The sequence below is a fragment of the Streptomyces sp. NPDC059866 genome, from assembly GCF_042731325.1.
Lineage (GTDB): Bacteria > Actinomycetota > Actinomycetes > Streptomycetales > Streptomycetaceae > Streptomyces > Streptomyces flavusporus.
On the sequence record NZ_JBHWJT010000009.1, the window covers coordinates 196,099 to 213,351 of the forward strand.

The window sequence follows — 17,253 nt, forward strand, 5'->3', positions numbered from 1 at the left end:
ACGGCCGGAACGGTAGCGGACTCCGGCGGAGGCCGTCATGGTGCAGATGGCGGGAAACCGCCGTGACGAGGGCGGAAATCCGCCAGGAATGGTGGTCCTCCGTCGTGGAGCGCGGTCGGGCGGCGCGGGCGCGCGGGAAGGCTGTGGGCGGTGTGATGCAGGGCGAACTGCGGTGCGGGCCTTGGTTCGGACTGCGGTTCGGTTTGCTGGGGCCGCCTGTGCTGTACGAGCCGTGTGAGGCGGAGTGGTGCGAGCCCTGTGGGTCGGACGGCGCCGCGGGCGCTGGGGAGCTTGGGGCAGCCGGGCGCGCTGGAGACATCGGGACTGCTGGTGGCGTCGGGGGCGCGGGGAGTGCGGGTGGGGCGGTTGCTGCTCGGCGCGCGGGCACGTGGGGTGCGAGCGCATGTGGGGAAGGAGCACGGCGCGCGGGCGCCGGGCGGCCGGCGCTCGCGGTGCGTGCCGTCCGTAGTGCCAAGGTTCGGGTTCTGCTCGCCGCGCTGCTGTTGGAAGCCGGCCGGGTCGTTCCGGTCGAGTCGCTGAAGGACGCGTTGTGGGGCGGGGCACCCCCTGCGTCCGCGCACGCCTCCCTGCACAACCATGTCGCCCGGCTGCGCCGGCTGCTCGACGATCCCGAACGGTTGCGCGCGGTGCAGCCGGGGTACCTGCTGCGGGTCGAACAGGGCGAGCTGGACGTCCACGTCTTCGAGGCGCATGTCGCAGCGGCGCGCGCCGCGCACGCCGGGCGGGACTGGGAGCGCACGGTGCACGAGTGCGCGGGGGCGCTCGCGCTGTGGCGGGGGGCGCCGCTGAGCGGGCTGCCGCCCGAGGTGAGCGGGTACGCCTTCGTGCAGCGGCTGATCGAGGCGCGGCTGCTCCTGCGGGAGTGGCGGTACGACGCCGAGCTGGCCCTCGGGGGTGAGCGACTCGCCGGTGTCGTACCGGAGTTGGCGGCACTGACCGCCGAGTATCCGCTGCGGGAGGCGTACCACCGCCAGCTGATGCTCGCCCTGCACCGCACCGGCCGCCGTGCGGAGGCGCTGGCCGTCCATCGCGATCTTCGCGCCCGGCTCGTCGAGGAGCTGGGGGTCGAGCCGGGGGCGGGGGTGCGGGAGGCGCATATGGAGGTGTTGCGGGGGGCCGCCGAGGGCGGTTCACGGGGGCCGTCCGACGAGGTCAAGGGGGATACGGCCGCGGGTGGTGAGGGTCGGCACGACCGCGGGGAGTGCGACGGTGGTTCCGCCTGTGCCGATGATCCGTCCATGGGGGACGGCTTGGTGGCCGACGCCACGCCCCGCGTGCCCCGTCCCTCCCAACTCCCGCCCCTGCCCGGCCACTTCACCGGCCGGCACTGCGTACGGGACGCACTGCGCCGAGCTCTCGCTGTGCCGGCCGCCGTGGCCGTCGTCAGCGGTATGGCCGGGGTCGGCAAGAGCGCCCTCGCGCTGCATGTGGCGCATGGGATGGCGGAACGTTTCTCCGATGGGCAGCTCTACGTCAACCTGCACGGCGCCACTCCGGGCATGACCCCCCTCACCCCCGGCCAGGCACTCACCGCCCTGCTCCGCGACCTCGGTACCGAGCCCTGCCGTATCCCCGAACACCCCGATGCGGCAGCCGCCTTGCTGCGCTCCCTGCTCGCGCCGACGCGCACGCTGATGGTGCTGGACGACGCCGCGAGCGCTGCGCAGGTACGGCCACTGCTGCCGGCCGGCACCGGCTGCGCGGTGATCGTCACCAGCCGTTCCCCGCTGACCGCCCTCGACGGCGCCCGCCGCTTCCCGCTCGCGCCGCTGACCGACGCGGAGAGCGCGGAGCTGCTGCGCGCAGTCTCCGGACGGGACGGCCTCGACGCCGCCCACCCGCTCGTCGAACTCACCGGACGGCTCCCGCTCGCCCTGCGCGTCGTCGCGGCCCGGCTCGCCGCCCGCCGGGCGCTCACCCCGGACGTGCTCGCCGGGCAACTGGCCGCCACCGAAGGGCGGTTGCACCATCTGGAGTACGACGACCTGAGCGTGCGCCGCTCCCTCGCCGTCGCGCACGACGCGCTCGCCGCCTCCGACCGCGAAGCCGACCGGAACGCGGCGCTGGCGCTGCGGCGCATCGGCGCGCTGGATCTGCCCACGTACGGTGCGCCGCTGCTCGCCCGGCTCACCGGCACCGACGAGCGGCGCGCCGAGGCCGCGCTGGACCGGCTGGTCGACGTGGCGCTCCTGGAGGAAACGGCGTACGGCCGCTACGCACCCCACGACCTCGTCCGGGACTTCGCCCGGGAACTTGCGGAGGCGGACCAGGGCGACGACGTGGCCGAGACCGCCCTGCGCTGGTACGCCGCCGTCGCCGAGCGCATCCTCACCGCCATCGTCGAACCCGGCCTCGACCAGGACGACCGCCGCCGCCCGACCGCGACCCAGCCCGCCGAACACGCCTCCCAGGTGGGAACGGTTCCTCCGTTCGACAGCCCGGAAGCGGCCTTCGCCTGGGGGGATGTCGAGCTCGCCAATGTCGTCGCGCTGGTCGAGCGCCATGCGCACACGGGGGCTGACCCGGGCGCGGACGACGGACGCCTCGAGGGCCGGCGGCCGGCTGATCGGCGGCCGGCCGCGCGGCGTCGAGGATCGGGCGACCGCGGCCCGGACCACAACCGACGCACGGACAACCGACCTGCCTGGCTCTCCACCCTCCTCCGTCTGCTCTTCCCCTACGTCCAGCGCAGCGGTCGCGTCGCCGAGATGGGGTTGCTCGGGCGGGCCGCGCTGGATCTGGCCCGGCGGCTCGAGGACGCGGCAGCCGAGGCGTATGCGCTGGGCGACCTCGCCAGACTGCACTTCCTGAGCGGACGTCAGGGCGAGGCGCTTGCGCTCAACGACCGGGCGCTGGAGATCTGGCGGCGGCTCGGTGCCGTCTCCTGGATCCGGCGCTGCCTCAACAACCGCGGGCTGCTGCTGGAAGGGCTGGGCCGGTACGCCGAGTCCGAGGACGCGCTGCGGCAGAGCCTGGAGTACTCCCGGCAGCTGAACGACCCGTACGGCGAGGCCGTCACCTACAGCCATCTCGGCAACCTGTACGAGCACACGGACCCCCGCGCCGCCATCGAACAGCACCGGCGCTCGCTCGCCATCGGCGTCGAGGTCGGTGCCGTCCTCGTGCAGCACTCCGCGCACTGCAACATCGGCTACGCCCATCTCACGCTCGGTGAACCGGACGCCGCCGCGGAGCACTTCGAGGAGAGCCTGCGCATCCTCGGCGGTCACGGCGACTGGCACGGCGAGTCCCAGACCCGGCTCGGCCTGGTCCGCGCCCTGCGGCTGCTCGGTCTCGCCGAACGCGCCGGTCGCGAGTGCGCGGAGCTGCTGCGCCGCGCGGAGGCCCGCGCCGACCGCTATACCGACGGTCTCGCCCGCCACCAGCACGGTCTGCTGCTGCGCGACCAGGGGCGGGCCGAGGAGGCGTACGAGGAGTGGCGCTCGGCCCTCGCTGCCCTGGACGGGACGGACGAACGGGCGGTCGTTGGGGAGCTCAGGGAGCTGATCTCCTCAGGCACAGGAGCGGACCCGGCCGAGTGAGCAGGCCGAGCGGCCGAAGCACCCGGCGCATTCGCGTCCTCACACCTGGCGTCACTTCGCGTCCGCATAGCACTCCACCACCGCCGTCGTGAACGGAAACCGCACCGGTGTCTCTCCGAAGGTGAGCCGCGCGGCCAGCTCCGCCGCCTCCCGGATCGCCGCCACGACCGTCTCGACCTCCTCCTGAGGGCAGTGCACGATCACCTCGTCGTGCTGGAAGAAGACCAGTTCGGCGGACAGGTCCGCGCAGGTCCGCCGTAGTGCGGCGAGCAGCAGCAGGGTCCAGTCGGCGGCGCTGCCCTGGACGACGAAGTTGCGGGCGAAGCGGCCGCGGGCACGGGCGTTGGTGGAGGCGTAGCCGGGGACCCATTCCTGGCCGCCGGCGACGGTCTCGCCGGGGTCGTCCTGGGGGATGCCCGCCTCCTCGGCCGCGTCTTCGCTCGCCCCGGCGGCCGGCGGGCAGGTCCGCCCCAGCCACGTCCGCACCAGTCGGCCCTCCTCGCCCGCCCGGGCGGCCTCGTCGACGTACGCCACCGCCCTGGGGAAGCGGCGTCTGAGGGCGGCGAGGTTCTTCAGGCCGTCGCCGGAGGTCTGGCCGTAGACGGCGCCGAGCACGGCGAGCTTGGCCTGGGCGCGGTCGCCGGAGAAGGCATGGTCGGAGACGGACTGGTACAGGTCGGTCTCCCGGCCGGCCACCTCCATCAGGCCGGGGTCGCGCGAGATCGCCGCCAGCACGCGCGGCTCCATCTGGTCGGCGTCTGCGACGACGAGCCGCCAGCCGGGGTCGGCGACGACGGCACGGCGGATGACCTTGGGGATCTGGAGCCCGCCCCCGCCGTTGGTGACCCAGCGTCCGGTGACGGTGCCGCCCGCGAGGAACTCCGGCCGGAAGCGCCCGTCGCGCACCCAGTCCTGGAGCCAGGACCAGCCGTGGGCGACCCAGATGCGGTACAGCTTCTTGTACTCGACCAGCGGTTTCACCGCCGGATGGTCGAGGGACTCGATCTCCCAGCGGCGGGTCGATCTGACCTTGATCCCGGCCTGTGCGAAGGCCTTGATCACATCGGCCGGCAGATCGGGCCTCACCCGGCGCCCGAACGCGTCGGACACCTCGTCCGCCAGCTCGGCCAGCCGCCGCGGCTCCCCGCCGCCCGCGTACCGCTCGCCGAGCAGTTCGTGCAGTACCCGGCGGTGCACCTCGGCGCTCCACGGCAGCCCGGCCTGGTTCATCTCGGCGGCGACGAGCATCCCCGCCGACTCGGCCGCCGTCAGCAGCCGCATCCGCTCCGGGTGTGCGGTCGCGTCGTGCCGCCGCTGCTGGTCGGCGTACACCTCGACGAGGTCGGCCAGCGGGACGTGCACCGACTGCGGCTCGAAGAGCAAGGACTGCGAGCCCGGTTCGGCCGCACGCTGGGGCGGATCCGGCGGCACGGGGCCGCCTCGCAGCCGGGCGAGGGCCGCGGCCGCCGACCTCGGCTCCCCGTACCGCCCCTCGTGGCCGAGCAGGAGCGTCTCGGCGTCCTCGATGTCGTAGCACCGCTCCACTCGCACCCCCGTGGCGAGCAGCCGCGGATAGACCTCGGCGGTGGACCGCCACACCCACCGCGTGACCTCCGGCCGTCCGCGCACGGCCTCGGCCGGATCCGCCGCCCACCGCGCCGGCCCGGCGAGCAGCCCCTCCGGACCGAGGGGGGCGATCTCCACGCCACCGTCCTCGGCCGGAGCGAGTGCCCACCGGTCGGTCATGCAAGCGAGTGTGGCAGGCGGGACTGACAACGCCGTCAGCTCTGCGCTTCGCCCTGCTCGTCGAATGTCACCTTGAGCTTGGCGAGTGCCGCAGCGAGGTACTCCTCCGTCGCGGGCTTGGTGAGGCCGAGGCCCGACAGGACCCCCTCGCCGTTCTCGAACTCCAGCAGGGCCAGCAGGATGTGCTCGGTGCCGATGTAGTTGTGGCCGAGGCGGAGGGCTTCGCGGAAGGTGAGTTCCAGGACCTTCTTGGCGCCGGGGCCGTAGGGGACGAGGTCCGGCGCCTCCTCCGCGGCCGGTGGCAGTGCGGCAGCGGCGGCCTGCCGCACGGTGTCCAGGAGGACGCCCTGCGCGGTGATCGCCTTGGCGGCCAGGCCCTCCGGTTCGGCCAGCAGCCCGAGGGCGAGGTGCTCGGGGCGGCCCTCGGCGTTGCGGGCGGCGACGGCCTCGTTGTGGGCGGCCATGACCGCATTGCGGGCGCGCGGGGTGTACCGCTGGAAGCCCTGGCTGGGGTCGAGGTCGGCCGACTCCTTGGGCACGAACCGCTTCTGTGCGGCCTGCCGGGTGACCCCCATGCTCTTGCCGATCTCGGTCCAGGAGGCACCCGATCGCCGGGCCTGGTCCACGAAGTGGCCGATCAGGTGGTCGGCCACCTCACCGAGGTGATCGGCGGCGATCACCGCGTCCTGGAGCTGTTCGAGGGGTTCGTCGTGGACCTTCTTGATGGCCGCGATGAGTTCGTCGAGACGTACGGATGACGTGATGGTCGGGTTCGTCGACATGTGTCAACCGTAGGTTGACGTGAGGGGGGTGTCAACCCGAGGTTGACAGCCGCTTCGGGGTGGCTCGGCGAAGCAGCGGCCCTCGGCCTGCACAAGGCCGGAGTCGCTCGGCACCCGCCCCATGGCACCATCGCCCGGTGAGCAGCACGAGCAGTCCGAGCGACGCCCCCGGCACCGTCGACCGAGCCTTCCGGCACGCCCTGTACGCCGACACCGACACCGCCCTCGACACCGGCGCCTCCCTCCTCGCCGCCGACCCTGCGGCGGACGCCGAACTCGCCCGCCGCGGCCAGGAGTTCGTCGCGGCGGCCTGGCGGCGTGGCTGGCAGCCGGCGGACGTCGTACGGCTCGTGCGGCGCGAGCTGGACGACGTACACGTACGACTGCTCTCGGCACTGATCCACGCGCAGAAGCCGTACGACCGCCCCCGCGGCCCCCGCTGGAACGCACAGCTCGACGACCTGTCCGCCGAAGCCCCGCCCCGCACCGACCGCTTCTCGCACGCGACCGCCGTCCTGGAGCTGTACCGCCTCCTGCTGCGCCTGCCCGCGCTGGAGCCACTGGAGGACGAACCGCGGCAGACGGGCAGGTCCGAGTCCCGCATGCTCACCCGCATCCGCGCGCTGCTGGCGAAGGCGGAGGCGACCGGGTTCCCTCAGGAGGCGGAGGCGCTCAGCGCCAAGGCGCAGGAGCTGATGGCCCGGCACAGCATCGACGAGGCACTGCTGTCGAGCCGCGACCACACCCCGCACGACGCCCCCGGCGCCTGCCGGATCGGCGTCGAACCACCGTACGAGCAGGCGAAGGTCGTGCTGCTGGACGCGGTGGCGACCGCCAACCATTGCCGTGCCGTGTGGAACGAAGCCTTCGGCTTCTCCACCGTCGTCGGCTTCGAGGCCGACCTGGAGGCGGTCGAGCTGCTCTACACCTCGCTCCTCGTGCAGGCCCAGACGGCGATGACCAAGGCGGAGGCCGCCCAGCGCGCGGGCGGCCGCAAGCGCACCAAGACCTTCCGGCAGTCTTTCCTGGCGGCCTACACCCACCGCATCGGCACCCGCCTGGCCGCGGCGGCACAGACGCAGGTGACCCAGGACCTGCTCCCGGTCCTCGCCTCGCGCGAGGTCGCGGTCACCGACCGGCTGGACCGCATGTTCCCGGAGACGACCACGACCCGCCTGCGCGGCGTCACTGACGAGGCGGGCTGGACGGAGGGCTCCGAGGCGGCCGACCGGGCGCAGACGAAGCCGCGTCGGCCCCTGCGCTGAGGGCACGGCCGCCGACGGTGCCGCCTGTGGTCAGACATGTCCCCCTGATGCGCACCACATCTACCGTAATCTGACGGAATGAGCTGGTTTCGGGCGCTGAGGAAGACCGCGCGCTCGGGGCTCAGTGTGCAGCGGACCCGGCTGGAACCGCTGCTCGCGCTGCGCGGCGCGGCCGGACTCGCGATCACCGTCTGGGTGAGCATGTGGGCGCTGGGGCCCGAGGCGGCGGTCAGCTCGGCCTTCGGGGCGTTCCAGGCGGCGATCGCCACCTTCCAGCGCAGCTGGCGCCCGCGCCCCGAGCTGGCCCTGGCCTCCGGCACCAGCCTGGCCGTCTCGACCTTCCTCGGCTACCTCACCATCAGCCACCTCGCCCTCTTCGTGGCCCTGCTGGTGCTGTGGACCTTCGCGGCCGGCCTGACCTGGGCCGCGGGCCCGACGGCCGGCCTGATCGCCTCGTCCAACGTGGCGATGATGCTGGTGACGGTCACCCTGCCGACCTCGGTCTCCCAGGCCGCGGGGCATGCGGCCATGATGATCTTCGGTGGTCTGGTGCAGGCGGCACTGATCGTGCTTGTTCCGGTACGACGCTGGGGCCGCCATCGCGACGCGCTCGCGGACGCCCTGGCCGCCGAGGCCGACTACGCACGTCGGCTGCGCCACGACCCCGTCGCGCTCTTCGACCCGCTGCCCCTGATGGTGGCCCGCGAGGCGGCCGCCGTGACCCCCCGCCAGGCCCGCCGCCGCCCCGCCGAACTGCACGGCGCCCGCGGCCTGGCCGAGCGCATCCGCCCGGTCCTAGCCTCCCTCGCCGACCCGGCCGTCGGCGTACCCGAGGAGGGCCGCGCACGCGACCTCGTCCGCGAACTGCTCGCTGCGGCGGCCACCATCCTCGACGCCGCCGCCGGCGCCATCCGCCGCGGCGGCCCGGTCGAGCTCCCGCCGGCCGCGGTGGCCGCGTTCAGCACCCCGGCCACGGGCGCCGTCCTGACGGGGCCGGCCCACCGCGCGGCGTCGCGACTGGGCCGTCTGCTGGGGGACGTGGTGGAGACGGCGAGCGGGGGAGGCGCCGGGCGACTCCAGCAGGTATCGACGCTCAAGGGCGGCGGAGGCGCCGGGCAGCGCCCGCCCGTAGCGACGTCCGAGAGCGGCAGAGGCACCGGGCAACGTCCGCCCGTAGCGACACCCGAGGAGTCAACCGGCCCTCCCTCCTCCCCGAAGACTCTCCTCCGCCCCACCTTCCCCGCACTGATCCCCGCTGCCCTCAGGTCCATCCGCACGGAACTCCACCCGAACTCACCGGTCACCCGCCACGCCATCCGCTCCACTGCCGTCACCGCCACCGGCTACCTCCTCGGCGCCGCCCTCCCGTTCGGCCACGGCTACTGGGCACCGCTCGCCGCGGTCATGATCATGCGCCCGGACTTCTCCCAGACCTACAGCCGTGCGGTCGCCCGCCTGGCCGGTACGGTCATCGGTGTAGGCGTGGCCACCGGCGCGCTCCAGGCCACTCACGTCGGCCCGCACCTCTCCGCCGCGCTGGCCGTGGCGAGCGCCGGGCTGATGTACCTCCTGATGAGCTCCGCCCAGTTCGTGGCTCAGGCCTGCATCGCCGCGTACGTCGTGTTCCTGCTCGGCACGGCCGGCGAGCAGTGGACGCAGACCGCCCCCGAACGCATCCTGCTCACCGTTGTCGGCGGTCTCCTCGCGATGGTCGCGTACGCCGTCTACCCGGCCTGGGAGACACCGCGCCTGCGCACCCTCCTCGCCGACTGGCTGGCCGCGCAGGGCCGGTACACCGCCGCGGTCGTACGGCACTACGCCGAACCCGTCGGCAAGGCAGCCCCCGACGTCCGCGAGGCCCTCCTGGCCGCACGCGATGCCCGCGCGGCCTGGCACGCGGCGGTGGCCCGGGCCGCGGACGAGCCCGTACGCCGGCGCGGCCTGTCCCTGGTCGCCGCCGACGACGCGGAGGACGCCCTGATGCAGATGGGCCGCGTGACGATGCTGATGGAGGCCCATCTCCCGGAGCGCGAGGCCCGCTCCGTCCTCCCTGCCGCCCGCCTCGCCGACGCTCTGCGTACGGCCACGGAAAAGGGCGCGAAGGCCGTCCGCGAGCGCCGGGTCCCACGCTGGGACGCTGTACGCGACGCCCTCGACGACCCGGCGTGGAGCATCGCCGACGACCCCGTCGTACGCCACGGCTCCCGCATGCTGAACCGTTGCCTCACGGAACTCTCCGAGGCCCTGGACCCGACGCCGCCCTCGTCGGACGACCACGGCCCACCGCAGCGGTCCGGGACGTGACCTCACGACCCGGATCCGGCCGTCACAGACCGCCGCAGCGGTCCGGGGCGTGACCTCACGACCTGGGCCGGCCGTCGCAGACCACCGCGACTGTCAGGGCGTCACATCACGACGACCCGAGCCCTGCCGTCGGCAGACCCGACGGCAGCTTTCCGCCCTCGGCCTTGGTGTAGGTCTCCGCGCCGAGACCGCCCTCCCACGTCACCTTCAGAGTCGTGGCGCCGACGGAGTCGACCGTGCCGGTCCCGCGTTCGTCGCTCCCGTCCGGGCAGGTGAGACGGATGGTCGGCGTGCCCGAGGCCTTGCCCACGCGCCCGCTGCACACGGTCCCGCCGGTGGCGAACAGCCCGGCGTCGTCACCGGTGACCACCAGCGCCACCGCCTCGCCGTCAGTCGTGGCGAGCCAACTGCCCTGCAGGTCGCCGGCCGCGGACGGCGATCCGCTGCTGTCGCCACCGCCCGTACCACCGCCGGTGTCGGCCGACGACGCGCTGGGGCTGGGCGCGGAGTCGTCCGTGGAGCCGTCGTCGCTGCACGCGGTCAGCGCAGTCAGCGCGAGCACGCCCGTCAGCGCGGCGGCCGCAATCCGCGGCCGCCGATGCACCAGCACGCGCGCGTAGGTCGCAGAAGTCACTGCATGCCCCCAGGGGTGAGCCGGTCAGCCGTACGACCGCAGCAAGCTACCAGCCCGTAACAGGATCGGCCCCAGGTCCTACCAGGACGACTTCCGCACCCCCGGCAGATACCCCGCGTGCGCCTGTTCCCGCAGACTCACCCGGGACAGTCCGAACGTCCGGAAGTAGCCGCGCGGACGGCCGTCCACCTGGTCCCGGTTGCGTACGCGCGTGGCGCTGGCGTCCCGCGGCTGCCTGCGCAACTCGCGCTGCGCGGCGAGCCGTTCGGACTCCGTGGAGGACGGCCGCCGGATGATCTCCTTCAGCTCGGCCCGTCGCGCGGCGTACCGCGCGACGATCTCCTGCCGCTGCTCGTTCTTCGCGATCTTGCTCTTCTTCGCCATCTCGGTTCCCTCTCCCTCTCGGAAGCCCTTCTCAGACCTTCACTCCGCGCGCGCGGATGCGGGCCACCGCCGCCTCGACGCCGATCGTGTCGACCGTCTTGATCGCCCTGGCGCTCAGCCGCAGGCGCACGTACCGGCCCTCGGTGGGCAGCCAGTAGCGCTTGGTCTGGATGTTGGGGTCGAAGCGGCGCGAAGTGCGCCGGTGCGAGTGGGAGATGCGGTTGCCGAAGCCGGGCTGTGCGCCGGTCAGCATGCAGTGGGCGGACATCGGTGGTGACGTACCTCTCTGCTCTCAGGGTGTGTAAATGGAATTCATTTTCAGTAAGGTACCAGCATGGCACGCAACGAACTCCGCCCGGTCATCAAGCTCCGGTCCACAGCCGGTACGGGCTACACGTACGTCACCCGCAAGAACCGCCGCAACGACCCGGACCGCCTGACCCTGCGCAAGTACGACCCGGTCGTCGGCCGCCACGTCGACTTCCGAGAGGAGCGCTGATCAGCCGTCATGCGCAAGGGAATCCACCCGGACTACGGTCCCGTCGTCTTCCGTGACCGTGCCGCGAACCACGCCTTCCTGACCCTCCCCCACTCTCGACTTCGCTCGAGCGGGGGGACCCCCATGCCGATGACGAGCGACAAGACGATCGAGTGGGAGGACGGCAACACCTACCCGGTGGTGGACGTCGAGATCTCGAACGTCAGCCACCCCTTCTACACCGGCACCGCCCGAGTCCTGGACACCGCCGGACGCGTCGAGCGCTTCGAACGCCGGTACGGGAAGCAGGGCTAGCCCATGCCCGAGCTCTCCGTCGTGATCGTCGGCGGGCTGCACGCCGACGCCCGTAAGGCGGCCGTCGAGCAGCTGCTCGCCGACGTGCCCGGCAGTGTCGTACTCCATCACGACCTGGCGACGGCCGCGGCCGGCACGGTCGTACGGACGGTCCGCGACGCCACCGGTGTCCGGGACGCCGGCGAGGCCCCGCTCGTCAACGACTGCGCGTGCTGCGCGCTGCGCGAGGACCTGGTGCCCGAGCTGCGGCGGCTCGGGGACGCCGGCGGCACCCCGCTCGCGGTCGTCGAGCTGTGGGACTCCGTCGAGCCGAAGGCCATGGCCGAGGTGGTCACGTCCGGCGGGCTCACGGTCACCGGCGTGATCACCGCCGTCGACCCGGCGCTGCTGCTGCCGTACCTCGGCAACGGCGACGACCTCGCCGAGCGCGGCCTCGCCGCCGCGGCCACCGACCAGCGCACCGTCGCCGACACCTTCGCCCGGCAGCTGGAGTACGCCACCGTCCTCGCCGTCCTGGACTCCCCGGAGGCCGACGACGAGGACCGCGAGCTGCTCGCCCAACTCCACCCGACGGCCCGTCAGGTCCCGATCGGCCACGGCGACCTGACGGGCGCGCGCTCCCCGCTGGCGCATGCTGCCCTCGCCGGCTTCGACGTCGAGGCGGCCGCCGCAGCTCAGCATCCGGCGTGCGCCCTGCTGCCCGCCGAGGCCGACGCGCACGGCGTCTCCACGCTCGTCTGGCACCGCCGCCGCCCCTTCCATCCGGAGCGGCTCTATCAGGCGCTGGAGGACCTGACCTGCGCCGCTGCCCGCAGCCGGGGCCGGTTCTGGCTCGCCGACAGGCCGGACACGCTGCTGCACTGGGACGCGGCCGGCGGTGCCCTGTGCGTGGAGAGCGCGGGTCCGTGGCTGGCCTCCCTGCCCGACGCGGCCTGGGAGATGGTGCCGCCGGTGCGCCGTGCCGCCGCAGCGCTGGACTGGCACTCCGAGCACGGCGACTGCTGCCAGCACCTGGTCTTCACGTCCCCCGGCCTCGACCGCGAGGGACTCGAGCAGTTGCTGGAGTCCTGCCTGCTGACCGACGCCGAGTACGCCGCCGGGCGCGATGCCTGGAAGCGGCTGCCACCCGCCTTCGACACCCTCCTGGAGGTCTGACTCCGATGCCCCGCAAGCCCGAGCGCAAGCCGGCCAAGAACCGTCCCAACCCGCTGGACCAGGCCGAGATCACGTACATCGACTACAAGGACACCGACCTGCTGCGGAAGTTCATCTCCGACCGCGGCAAGATCCGCAGCCGCCGCGTCACGCGCGTCACCGCCCAGCAGCAGCGGCTGCTGGCCCGTGCGATCAAGAACGCCCGGGAGATGGCGCTGCTGCCGTACTCCAGCCGCTGAGCACACCCGTACAGGTAGGCGATTCCCTGCGTTCGGCACGCAGGGAATCGCCTACTTCTCTTCTGCCGGCCGTCTTGGGACAGGAAGGTGGGAACACGAAGGCCGCGGAACGCGTCTCTTCCGGTGCACGAAGGATTCGATCCGGACGATCTGGTGCGGTTGATGGCGCGGAAGGGTCATGGACGGGGGAGGCGGTCGCATGTCCTGCGATCCCTGGGGCAGACGCTGGAACGACTTCGGTAAAGCGGTCGTCAAAGCTGTAACCGCAGGAACACCCCCCGTGCACGTGCATCTGCCCATGCATCTGCACGTGAACAGGGTTATGATCCGGCACAGTTGACCACTGCATCCATGGCCATACCAGCCAGTGCACCACCGGGGAGCGACCTGTGGATCACGACGTGTACGACGGTGACGTGTACGACGCTGACGTGCACCACGGCGCCGCGGCGTCCGGCGTGTACAACGGCATGGCCGCCACGAAACTGCACGATGTGGCCTGGCAGAAGAGCCGGCACAGCAACTCGCAGGGTTCCTGCGTGGAGTTCGCGCGGCTGCCGGGGGGACGGGTGGCCGTGCGCAACTCGAACTTCCCGGACGGCCCTGCCCTCGTCTACACGCGCGCGGAGATCGAGGCGATGCTCCTCGGCATCAAGGACGGCGAGTTCGACCACCTGATAGCGGGCTGACCCGTCCCCCTGCCGGGACAACTTCCGCGTATCGGTACGCAGACGCTCCGTAACGCGCGTAGAACCGCGGCACGAAGAAGTGCCGCGGTTCGTCACCCGTCGGGCTGAAGCCGGAACAGCGCCCAGACGACCTTGCCGCTGAGCGTGCCCGCGAGCGGATGCCAGCCCCAGCCGTCGCAGAAGGAGTCGACGAGGAACAGTCCGCGCCCCGACTCCGCCGAGAAGTCGTCGGCCTCGCGCGGGACCGGACTGTCGTTGCTGGGGTCGCGCACCGCGCACACCAGCCGCTCGGTCCACCGCATCAGGTGCAGCCGTACGGCCGGTTCCTCCGCTGCCCGCGGGCCCGCCGCCGGCAGCGCGTGCCGCAGGGCGTTGGTGACGAGTTCGGAAACCACCAGACAGACATCGTCGAAACGGTCCCCGATGTCCCACTGGTCGAGTGTTCCGCGCGTGAACCGCCGTGCGTCGCGGACCGCTTCGTAGCGGCCGGGCAGGGCACAGGAGGCGGCGTTGGACACGGCCGCGGGATCCAGCGGCGGAAGGCCCTGCCGTAACGGCTCGAGCATGGTCGATCCATTCGTCCCCATGCGAGGCACTCCCGGGAATTCGCGGTCAGCGATGCGGCGGTGGCGCGGGACCATGGTTTCGGATGCTTACAGCAGATGCAAGGGCAGATGCACGTGCACGCGACCGAATTGGCCCCTCCCGTACCGCTTGTTGGTCATTTTTTCCGCCAACTTCGGGCCGTCCGCTTGTCCTCTGCTTGCCCTCTCCTTCCCCCAGCAGTCGCGGAATCTTCGGCTTCTTTCCGTCTGTGTAATCGGACGAGTACTGCTCGGAGTGTTTTAGTGGCAGACTGCGGGCCCTGAAGACGGTTGGGGAGGCTGGCGAACGTGAGCGCGGGAGAGCCCGGATCGGTGGTGCGGCGGATGCTGCTCGGCTCGCAACTCAGGCGACTGCGTGAGGCGCGCGGCATCACGCGCGAGGCGGCGGGGTACCACATCCGCGCCTCCGAGTCGAAGATCAGCCGGATGGAGTTGGGCCGGGTGAGCTTCAAGACGAGGGACGTCGAGGACCTGCTGACGCTGTACGGGATCAGTGACGAGACGGAGCGCACCTCGCTGGTCTCGCTCGCCCGGGAGGCCAATGTCGCAGGCTGGTGGCACAGTTACTCGGACGTCCTGCCGAGCTGGTTCCCGACGTACGTCGGCCTGGAGGGCGCGGCCTCGCTGATCCGCGCCTACGAGGTGCAGTTCGTGCACGGACTGCTGCAGACCGAGGCGTACGCGCGCGCGGTCGTCCGGCGCGGCATGAAGGGCGCGAGCGATTCCGACGTCGAGAAGCGGGTGGCGCTGCGCCTGGAGCGGCAGAAACACCTGGTCTCCGAGAACGCCCCCGACTTCCACATCGTCCTGGACGAGGCCGCCCTGCGCCGCCCCTACGGCGACCGCGAGGTGATGCGCGGGCAGCTCCAGCACCTCATCGAGTTCTCCGAGCGGCCCAACGTACGGCTGCAGATCATGCCGTTCAGCTTCGGCGGCCACTCCGGCGAGTCCGGCGCCTTCACCATCCTCGGTTTCCCGGAGTCCGACCTGTCGGACGTCGTGTATCTGGAGCAGCTCACCAGCGCGCTGTACCTCGACAAGGCCGAGGACGTCGCCCAGTACGAGAAGGCTCTCAAGGAGCTGCAGCGGGACAGCCCGGGTCCGGCCGAGAGCCGGGATCTTCTCCGAGGTCTGCTCCAACTGTCGTAAGACATCAGTACGATGACGTGAGATCAGATCACAAGTCGATCGGGTGTCCGTGACGGCCGTGCCGTCCGGGCCGCCTCCGACTGGTCCTGCGGCAGGGGATTGAGGGATCACATGTCGTCCTACTTCACCGACCTGGCTCAGCAGTACATCGACGGCGAATGGCGGCCGGGCACCGGCTCCTGGGAGATCATCGACTTCAACCCGTACGACGGTGAGAAGCTCGCGGCGATCACCATAGCCACGGTCGACGAGATAGATCAGGCCTACCGTGCGGCCGCCCGGGCCCAGAAGGAGTGGGTCGAGGCCGGCCCGTTCGCCCGGCGTGCGGTCCTGGAGAAGGCGCTGCGCCTGCTCGAGGAGCGTGAGCAGGAGCTCACCGAGGTGATCATCGCCGAGCTGGGCGGTACTCATGTGAAGGCGGGCTTCGAACTCCACCTCGCCAAGGAGTTCCTGCGCGAGGCGGCGAGCCTCACGATGCGCCCCGAGGACCGTCTCATCCCCTCCCCGGACCCCGGCAAGGAGAACCGCCTCTACCGCCTCCCGGTCGGCGTCGTCGGTGTCATCAGCCCGTTCAACTTCCCGTTCCTGCTGTCGCTGAAGTCGGTCGCCCCGGCCCTCGCCCTGGGCAACGCCGTCGTCCTCAAGCCCCACCAGGACACCCCCGTCGCCGGCGGCTCCGCCATCGCGAAGCTCTTCGAGGACGCGGGGCTCCCGGCCGGTCTGCTCAACGTCGTCATCACGGACATCGCGGAGATCGGCGACGCCTTCCTCGCGCACCCGGTCCCCAAGGTCATCTCCTTCACGGGCTCCGACAAGGTCGGGCGCCACGTCGCCACCGTCTGCGCGCAGCACTTCAAGCGGGCGGTCCTCGAACTGGGCGGCAACAGCGCGCTGGTGGTGCTCGACGACGCCGACATCGACTACGCGGTCGACGCCGCCGTCTTCAGCCGGTACGTCCATCAGGGGCAGGTCTGCATGGCCGCCAACCGCGTGCTGGTGGACCGCTCGATCGCCGACGCGTTCACGGCGAAGTTCGTCGCCAAGGTGAAGTCCCTCAAGGCGGGCGACCCGCGCGACCCGCAGACGGTCATCGGCCCGGTCATCAACGCCTCCCAGGCGGAGTCGATCTCGGGCACGGTCGAGCAGGCGCTCGCCGAGGGCGCCACGGCCCTGGTGCGCGGCACGACGACCGGCAACCTGGTCGAGCCGTCGGTCCTGACGGACATCCCCGCCGACTCCGGCCTGCTGCGCCAGGAGGTCTTCGGCCCGGTCGCCTTCCTCATCCCCTTCGACGGCGAGGAGGAGGCCGTACGCCTCGTCAACGACACCCCGTACGGCCTCAGCGGCGCCGTCCACACCGGTGACGTCGAACGCGGCATCCGCTTCGCCCAGCGCATCGACACCGGCATGTTCCACGTCAACGACGGCACCGTCCACGACGAGCCGCTCGTCCCCTTCGGGGGCGAGAAGAACTCCGGCGTGGGCCGCCTGAACGGCGAGACGACGCTGGATGCGTTCACGACGCTGAAGTGGATCTCGGTGCAGCGGGGGCGGAGCGGGTTTCCGTTCTAGGAAGGCGGTTCCGGGCACAGCAGACATGCATCCAGGTGCACAGTGGATGCATGTCTGCCACGTATCCCATTGCGTAGGCGCGGGGCAAACTCGGCGAGCTGGCTCGCCGGGCCGCGCAGCACGAGCACATCATCCTGACTGACCGAGGTGTCCCGACCGCAGTGCTGATCTCCCCGGCCGAGCTGGAAGATCTGGAGGACGCCCTCGCGCTTGCCCGCCTGGAGCGGGACAGGGCCCTGGGGTGCACAGCACCGCCGCCTGCATCACGGCCCCTGGCGCGTCCTGTGCCGCGTCGATCCGGACACGCCCCCACTCCGCACACACTCCACATCGAGCACGTAGGCCGCACGGCCGTATGACCTGACCGTGAGTC

At 72.0% G+C, this 17,253-nt stretch carries 16 protein-coding genes and 1 pseudogene; 11 read left to right on the forward strand and 6 right to left on the reverse strand.

Annotated elements, in window-relative coordinates:
* The first annotated feature begins 155 nt into the window (after positions 1 to 155).
* The gene (locus ACFV7R_RS16490) at positions 156 to 3,563 is read left to right on the forward strand and encodes a BTAD domain-containing putative transcriptional regulator (RefSeq protein ID WP_385264124.1); all 3,408 of its coding nucleotides are present in this window, start codon (positions 156 to 158) and stop codon (positions 3,561 to 3,563) included.
* 51 nt (positions 3,564 to 3,614) lie between these two features.
* Here the strand turns inward: ACFV7R_RS16490 and ACFV7R_RS16495 are convergent, their stop codons facing one another.
* Together ACFV7R_RS16495 and ACFV7R_RS16500 are read right to left on the reverse strand one after the other, a co-directional pair.
* Positions 3,615 to 5,309, reverse strand: a complete 1,695-nt coding sequence (locus tag ACFV7R_RS16495) for a bifunctional 3'-5' exonuclease/DNA polymerase (protein ID WP_385264021.1) — start codon at positions 5,307 to 5,309, stop codon at positions 3,615 to 3,617.
* Positions 5,310 to 5,344: 35 nt separating this feature from the next.
* Positions 5,345 to 6,091: a Clp protease N-terminal domain-containing protein gene (locus ACFV7R_RS16500; RefSeq protein WP_385264022.1), complete on the reverse strand. Its 747-nt coding sequence runs from the start codon at positions 6,089 to 6,091 to the stop codon at positions 5,345 to 5,347.
* A 137-nt stretch (positions 6,092 to 6,228) separates the two neighbouring features.
* Here ACFV7R_RS16500 and ACFV7R_RS16505 point away from each other — a divergent pair, with 137 nt between their 5' ends.
* Together ACFV7R_RS16505 and ACFV7R_RS16510 are read left to right on the forward strand one after the other, a co-directional pair.
* Complete coding sequence (locus tag ACFV7R_RS16505) at positions 6,229 to 7,356, forward strand: DUF2786 domain-containing protein (protein WP_385264024.1); 1,128 nt, start codon at positions 6,229 to 6,231, stop codon at positions 7,354 to 7,356.
* Between the two features lie 78 nt (positions 7,357 to 7,434).
* A complete protein-coding gene (locus tag ACFV7R_RS16510) occupies positions 7,435 to 9,660 on the forward strand; it encodes an FUSC family protein (RefSeq protein WP_385264026.1) in 2,226 nt (741 codons plus the stop codon).
* 106 nt (positions 9,661 to 9,766) lie between these two features.
* On the opposite strand, the gene ACFV7R_RS16515 is transcribed toward ACFV7R_RS16510, so the two are convergent.
* From ACFV7R_RS16515 to rpmB, 3 genes are all read right to left on the reverse strand, one after another.
* Positions 9,767 to 10,294 (reverse strand): hypothetical protein, encoded by a 528-nt coding sequence (locus ACFV7R_RS16515; protein WP_385264027.1) that lies wholly within the window; start codon positions 10,292 to 10,294, stop codon positions 9,767 to 9,769.
* Positions 10,295 to 10,372: 78 nt separating this feature from the next.
* Entirely contained in the window at positions 10,373 to 10,678 is a 306-nt protein-coding gene (gene rpsN / locus ACFV7R_RS16520; protein WP_385264028.1) for a 30S ribosomal protein S14, read from the reverse strand.
* 31 nt (positions 10,679 to 10,709) lie between these two features.
* Positions 10,710 to 10,946: a 50S ribosomal protein L28 gene (gene rpmB, locus ACFV7R_RS16525; protein WP_129799523.1), complete on the reverse strand. Its 237-nt coding sequence runs from the start codon at positions 10,944 to 10,946 to the stop codon at positions 10,710 to 10,712.
* Between the two features lie 66 nt (positions 10,947 to 11,012).
* On the opposite strand from rpmB, the gene rpmG reads away from it, so the two are divergent.
* The 5 genes from rpmG to ACFV7R_RS16550 all read left to right on the forward strand — a co-directional run bounded on the left by rpmG (position 11,013) and on the right by ACFV7R_RS16550 (position 13,554).
* On the forward strand, positions 11,013 to 11,177 hold the full coding sequence (gene rpmG / locus ACFV7R_RS16530) for a 50S ribosomal protein L33 (RefSeq protein ID WP_009192555.1): 165 nt from the start codon (positions 11,013 to 11,015) through the stop codon (positions 11,175 to 11,177).
* Positions 11,178 to 11,186: 9 nt separating this feature from the next.
* On the forward strand, positions 11,187 to 11,471 hold the full coding sequence (locus tag ACFV7R_RS16535) for a type B 50S ribosomal protein L31 (RefSeq protein WP_385264030.1): 285 nt from the start codon (positions 11,187 to 11,189) through the stop codon (positions 11,469 to 11,471).
* Between the two features lie 3 nt (positions 11,472 to 11,474).
* On the forward strand, positions 11,475 to 12,626 hold the full coding sequence (locus ACFV7R_RS16540; RefSeq protein WP_385264031.1) for a CobW family GTP-binding protein: 1,152 nt from the start codon (positions 11,475 to 11,477) through the stop codon (positions 12,624 to 12,626).
* 5 nt (positions 12,627 to 12,631) lie between these two features.
* Positions 12,632 to 12,865, forward strand: coding sequence for a 30S ribosomal protein S18 (gene rpsR / locus ACFV7R_RS16545; RefSeq protein WP_129799520.1), 234 nt, complete (start codon positions 12,632 to 12,634; stop codon positions 12,863 to 12,865).
* A gap of 389 nt (positions 12,866 to 13,254) precedes the next feature.
* Entirely contained in the window at positions 13,255 to 13,554 is a 300-nt protein-coding gene (locus ACFV7R_RS16550) for a DUF397 domain-containing protein (RefSeq protein WP_206306893.1), read from the forward strand.
* Positions 13,555 to 13,646: 92 nt separating this feature from the next.
* Here ACFV7R_RS16550 and ACFV7R_RS16555 read toward each other — a convergent pair whose 3' ends face one another.
* Positions 13,647 to 14,141, reverse strand: coding sequence for an ATP-binding protein (locus tag ACFV7R_RS16555; protein WP_385264033.1), 495 nt, complete (start codon positions 14,139 to 14,141; stop codon positions 13,647 to 13,649).
* A gap of 342 nt (positions 14,142 to 14,483) precedes the next feature.
* Here ACFV7R_RS16555 and ACFV7R_RS16560 point away from each other — a divergent pair, with 342 nt between their 5' ends.
* The 3 genes and pseudogenes from ACFV7R_RS16560 to ACFV7R_RS16570 all read left to right on the forward strand — a co-directional run.
* A complete protein-coding gene (locus ACFV7R_RS16560; protein ID WP_385264126.1) occupies positions 14,484 to 15,308 on the forward strand; it encodes a helix-turn-helix domain-containing protein in 825 nt (274 codons plus the stop codon).
* Between the two features lie 111 nt (positions 15,309 to 15,419).
* Positions 15,420 to 16,880: an aldehyde dehydrogenase family protein gene (locus tag ACFV7R_RS16565; RefSeq protein ID WP_385264034.1), complete on the forward strand. Its 1,461-nt coding sequence runs from the start codon at positions 15,420 to 15,422 to the stop codon at positions 16,878 to 16,880.
* Between the two features lie 89 nt (positions 16,881 to 16,969).
* Positions 16,970 to 17,239 (forward strand): annotated as a pseudogene (locus ACFV7R_RS16570) (type II toxin-antitoxin system prevent-host-death family antitoxin); the annotation flags it as partial.
* Between the last annotated feature and the right edge of the window lie 14 nt (positions 17,240 to 17,253).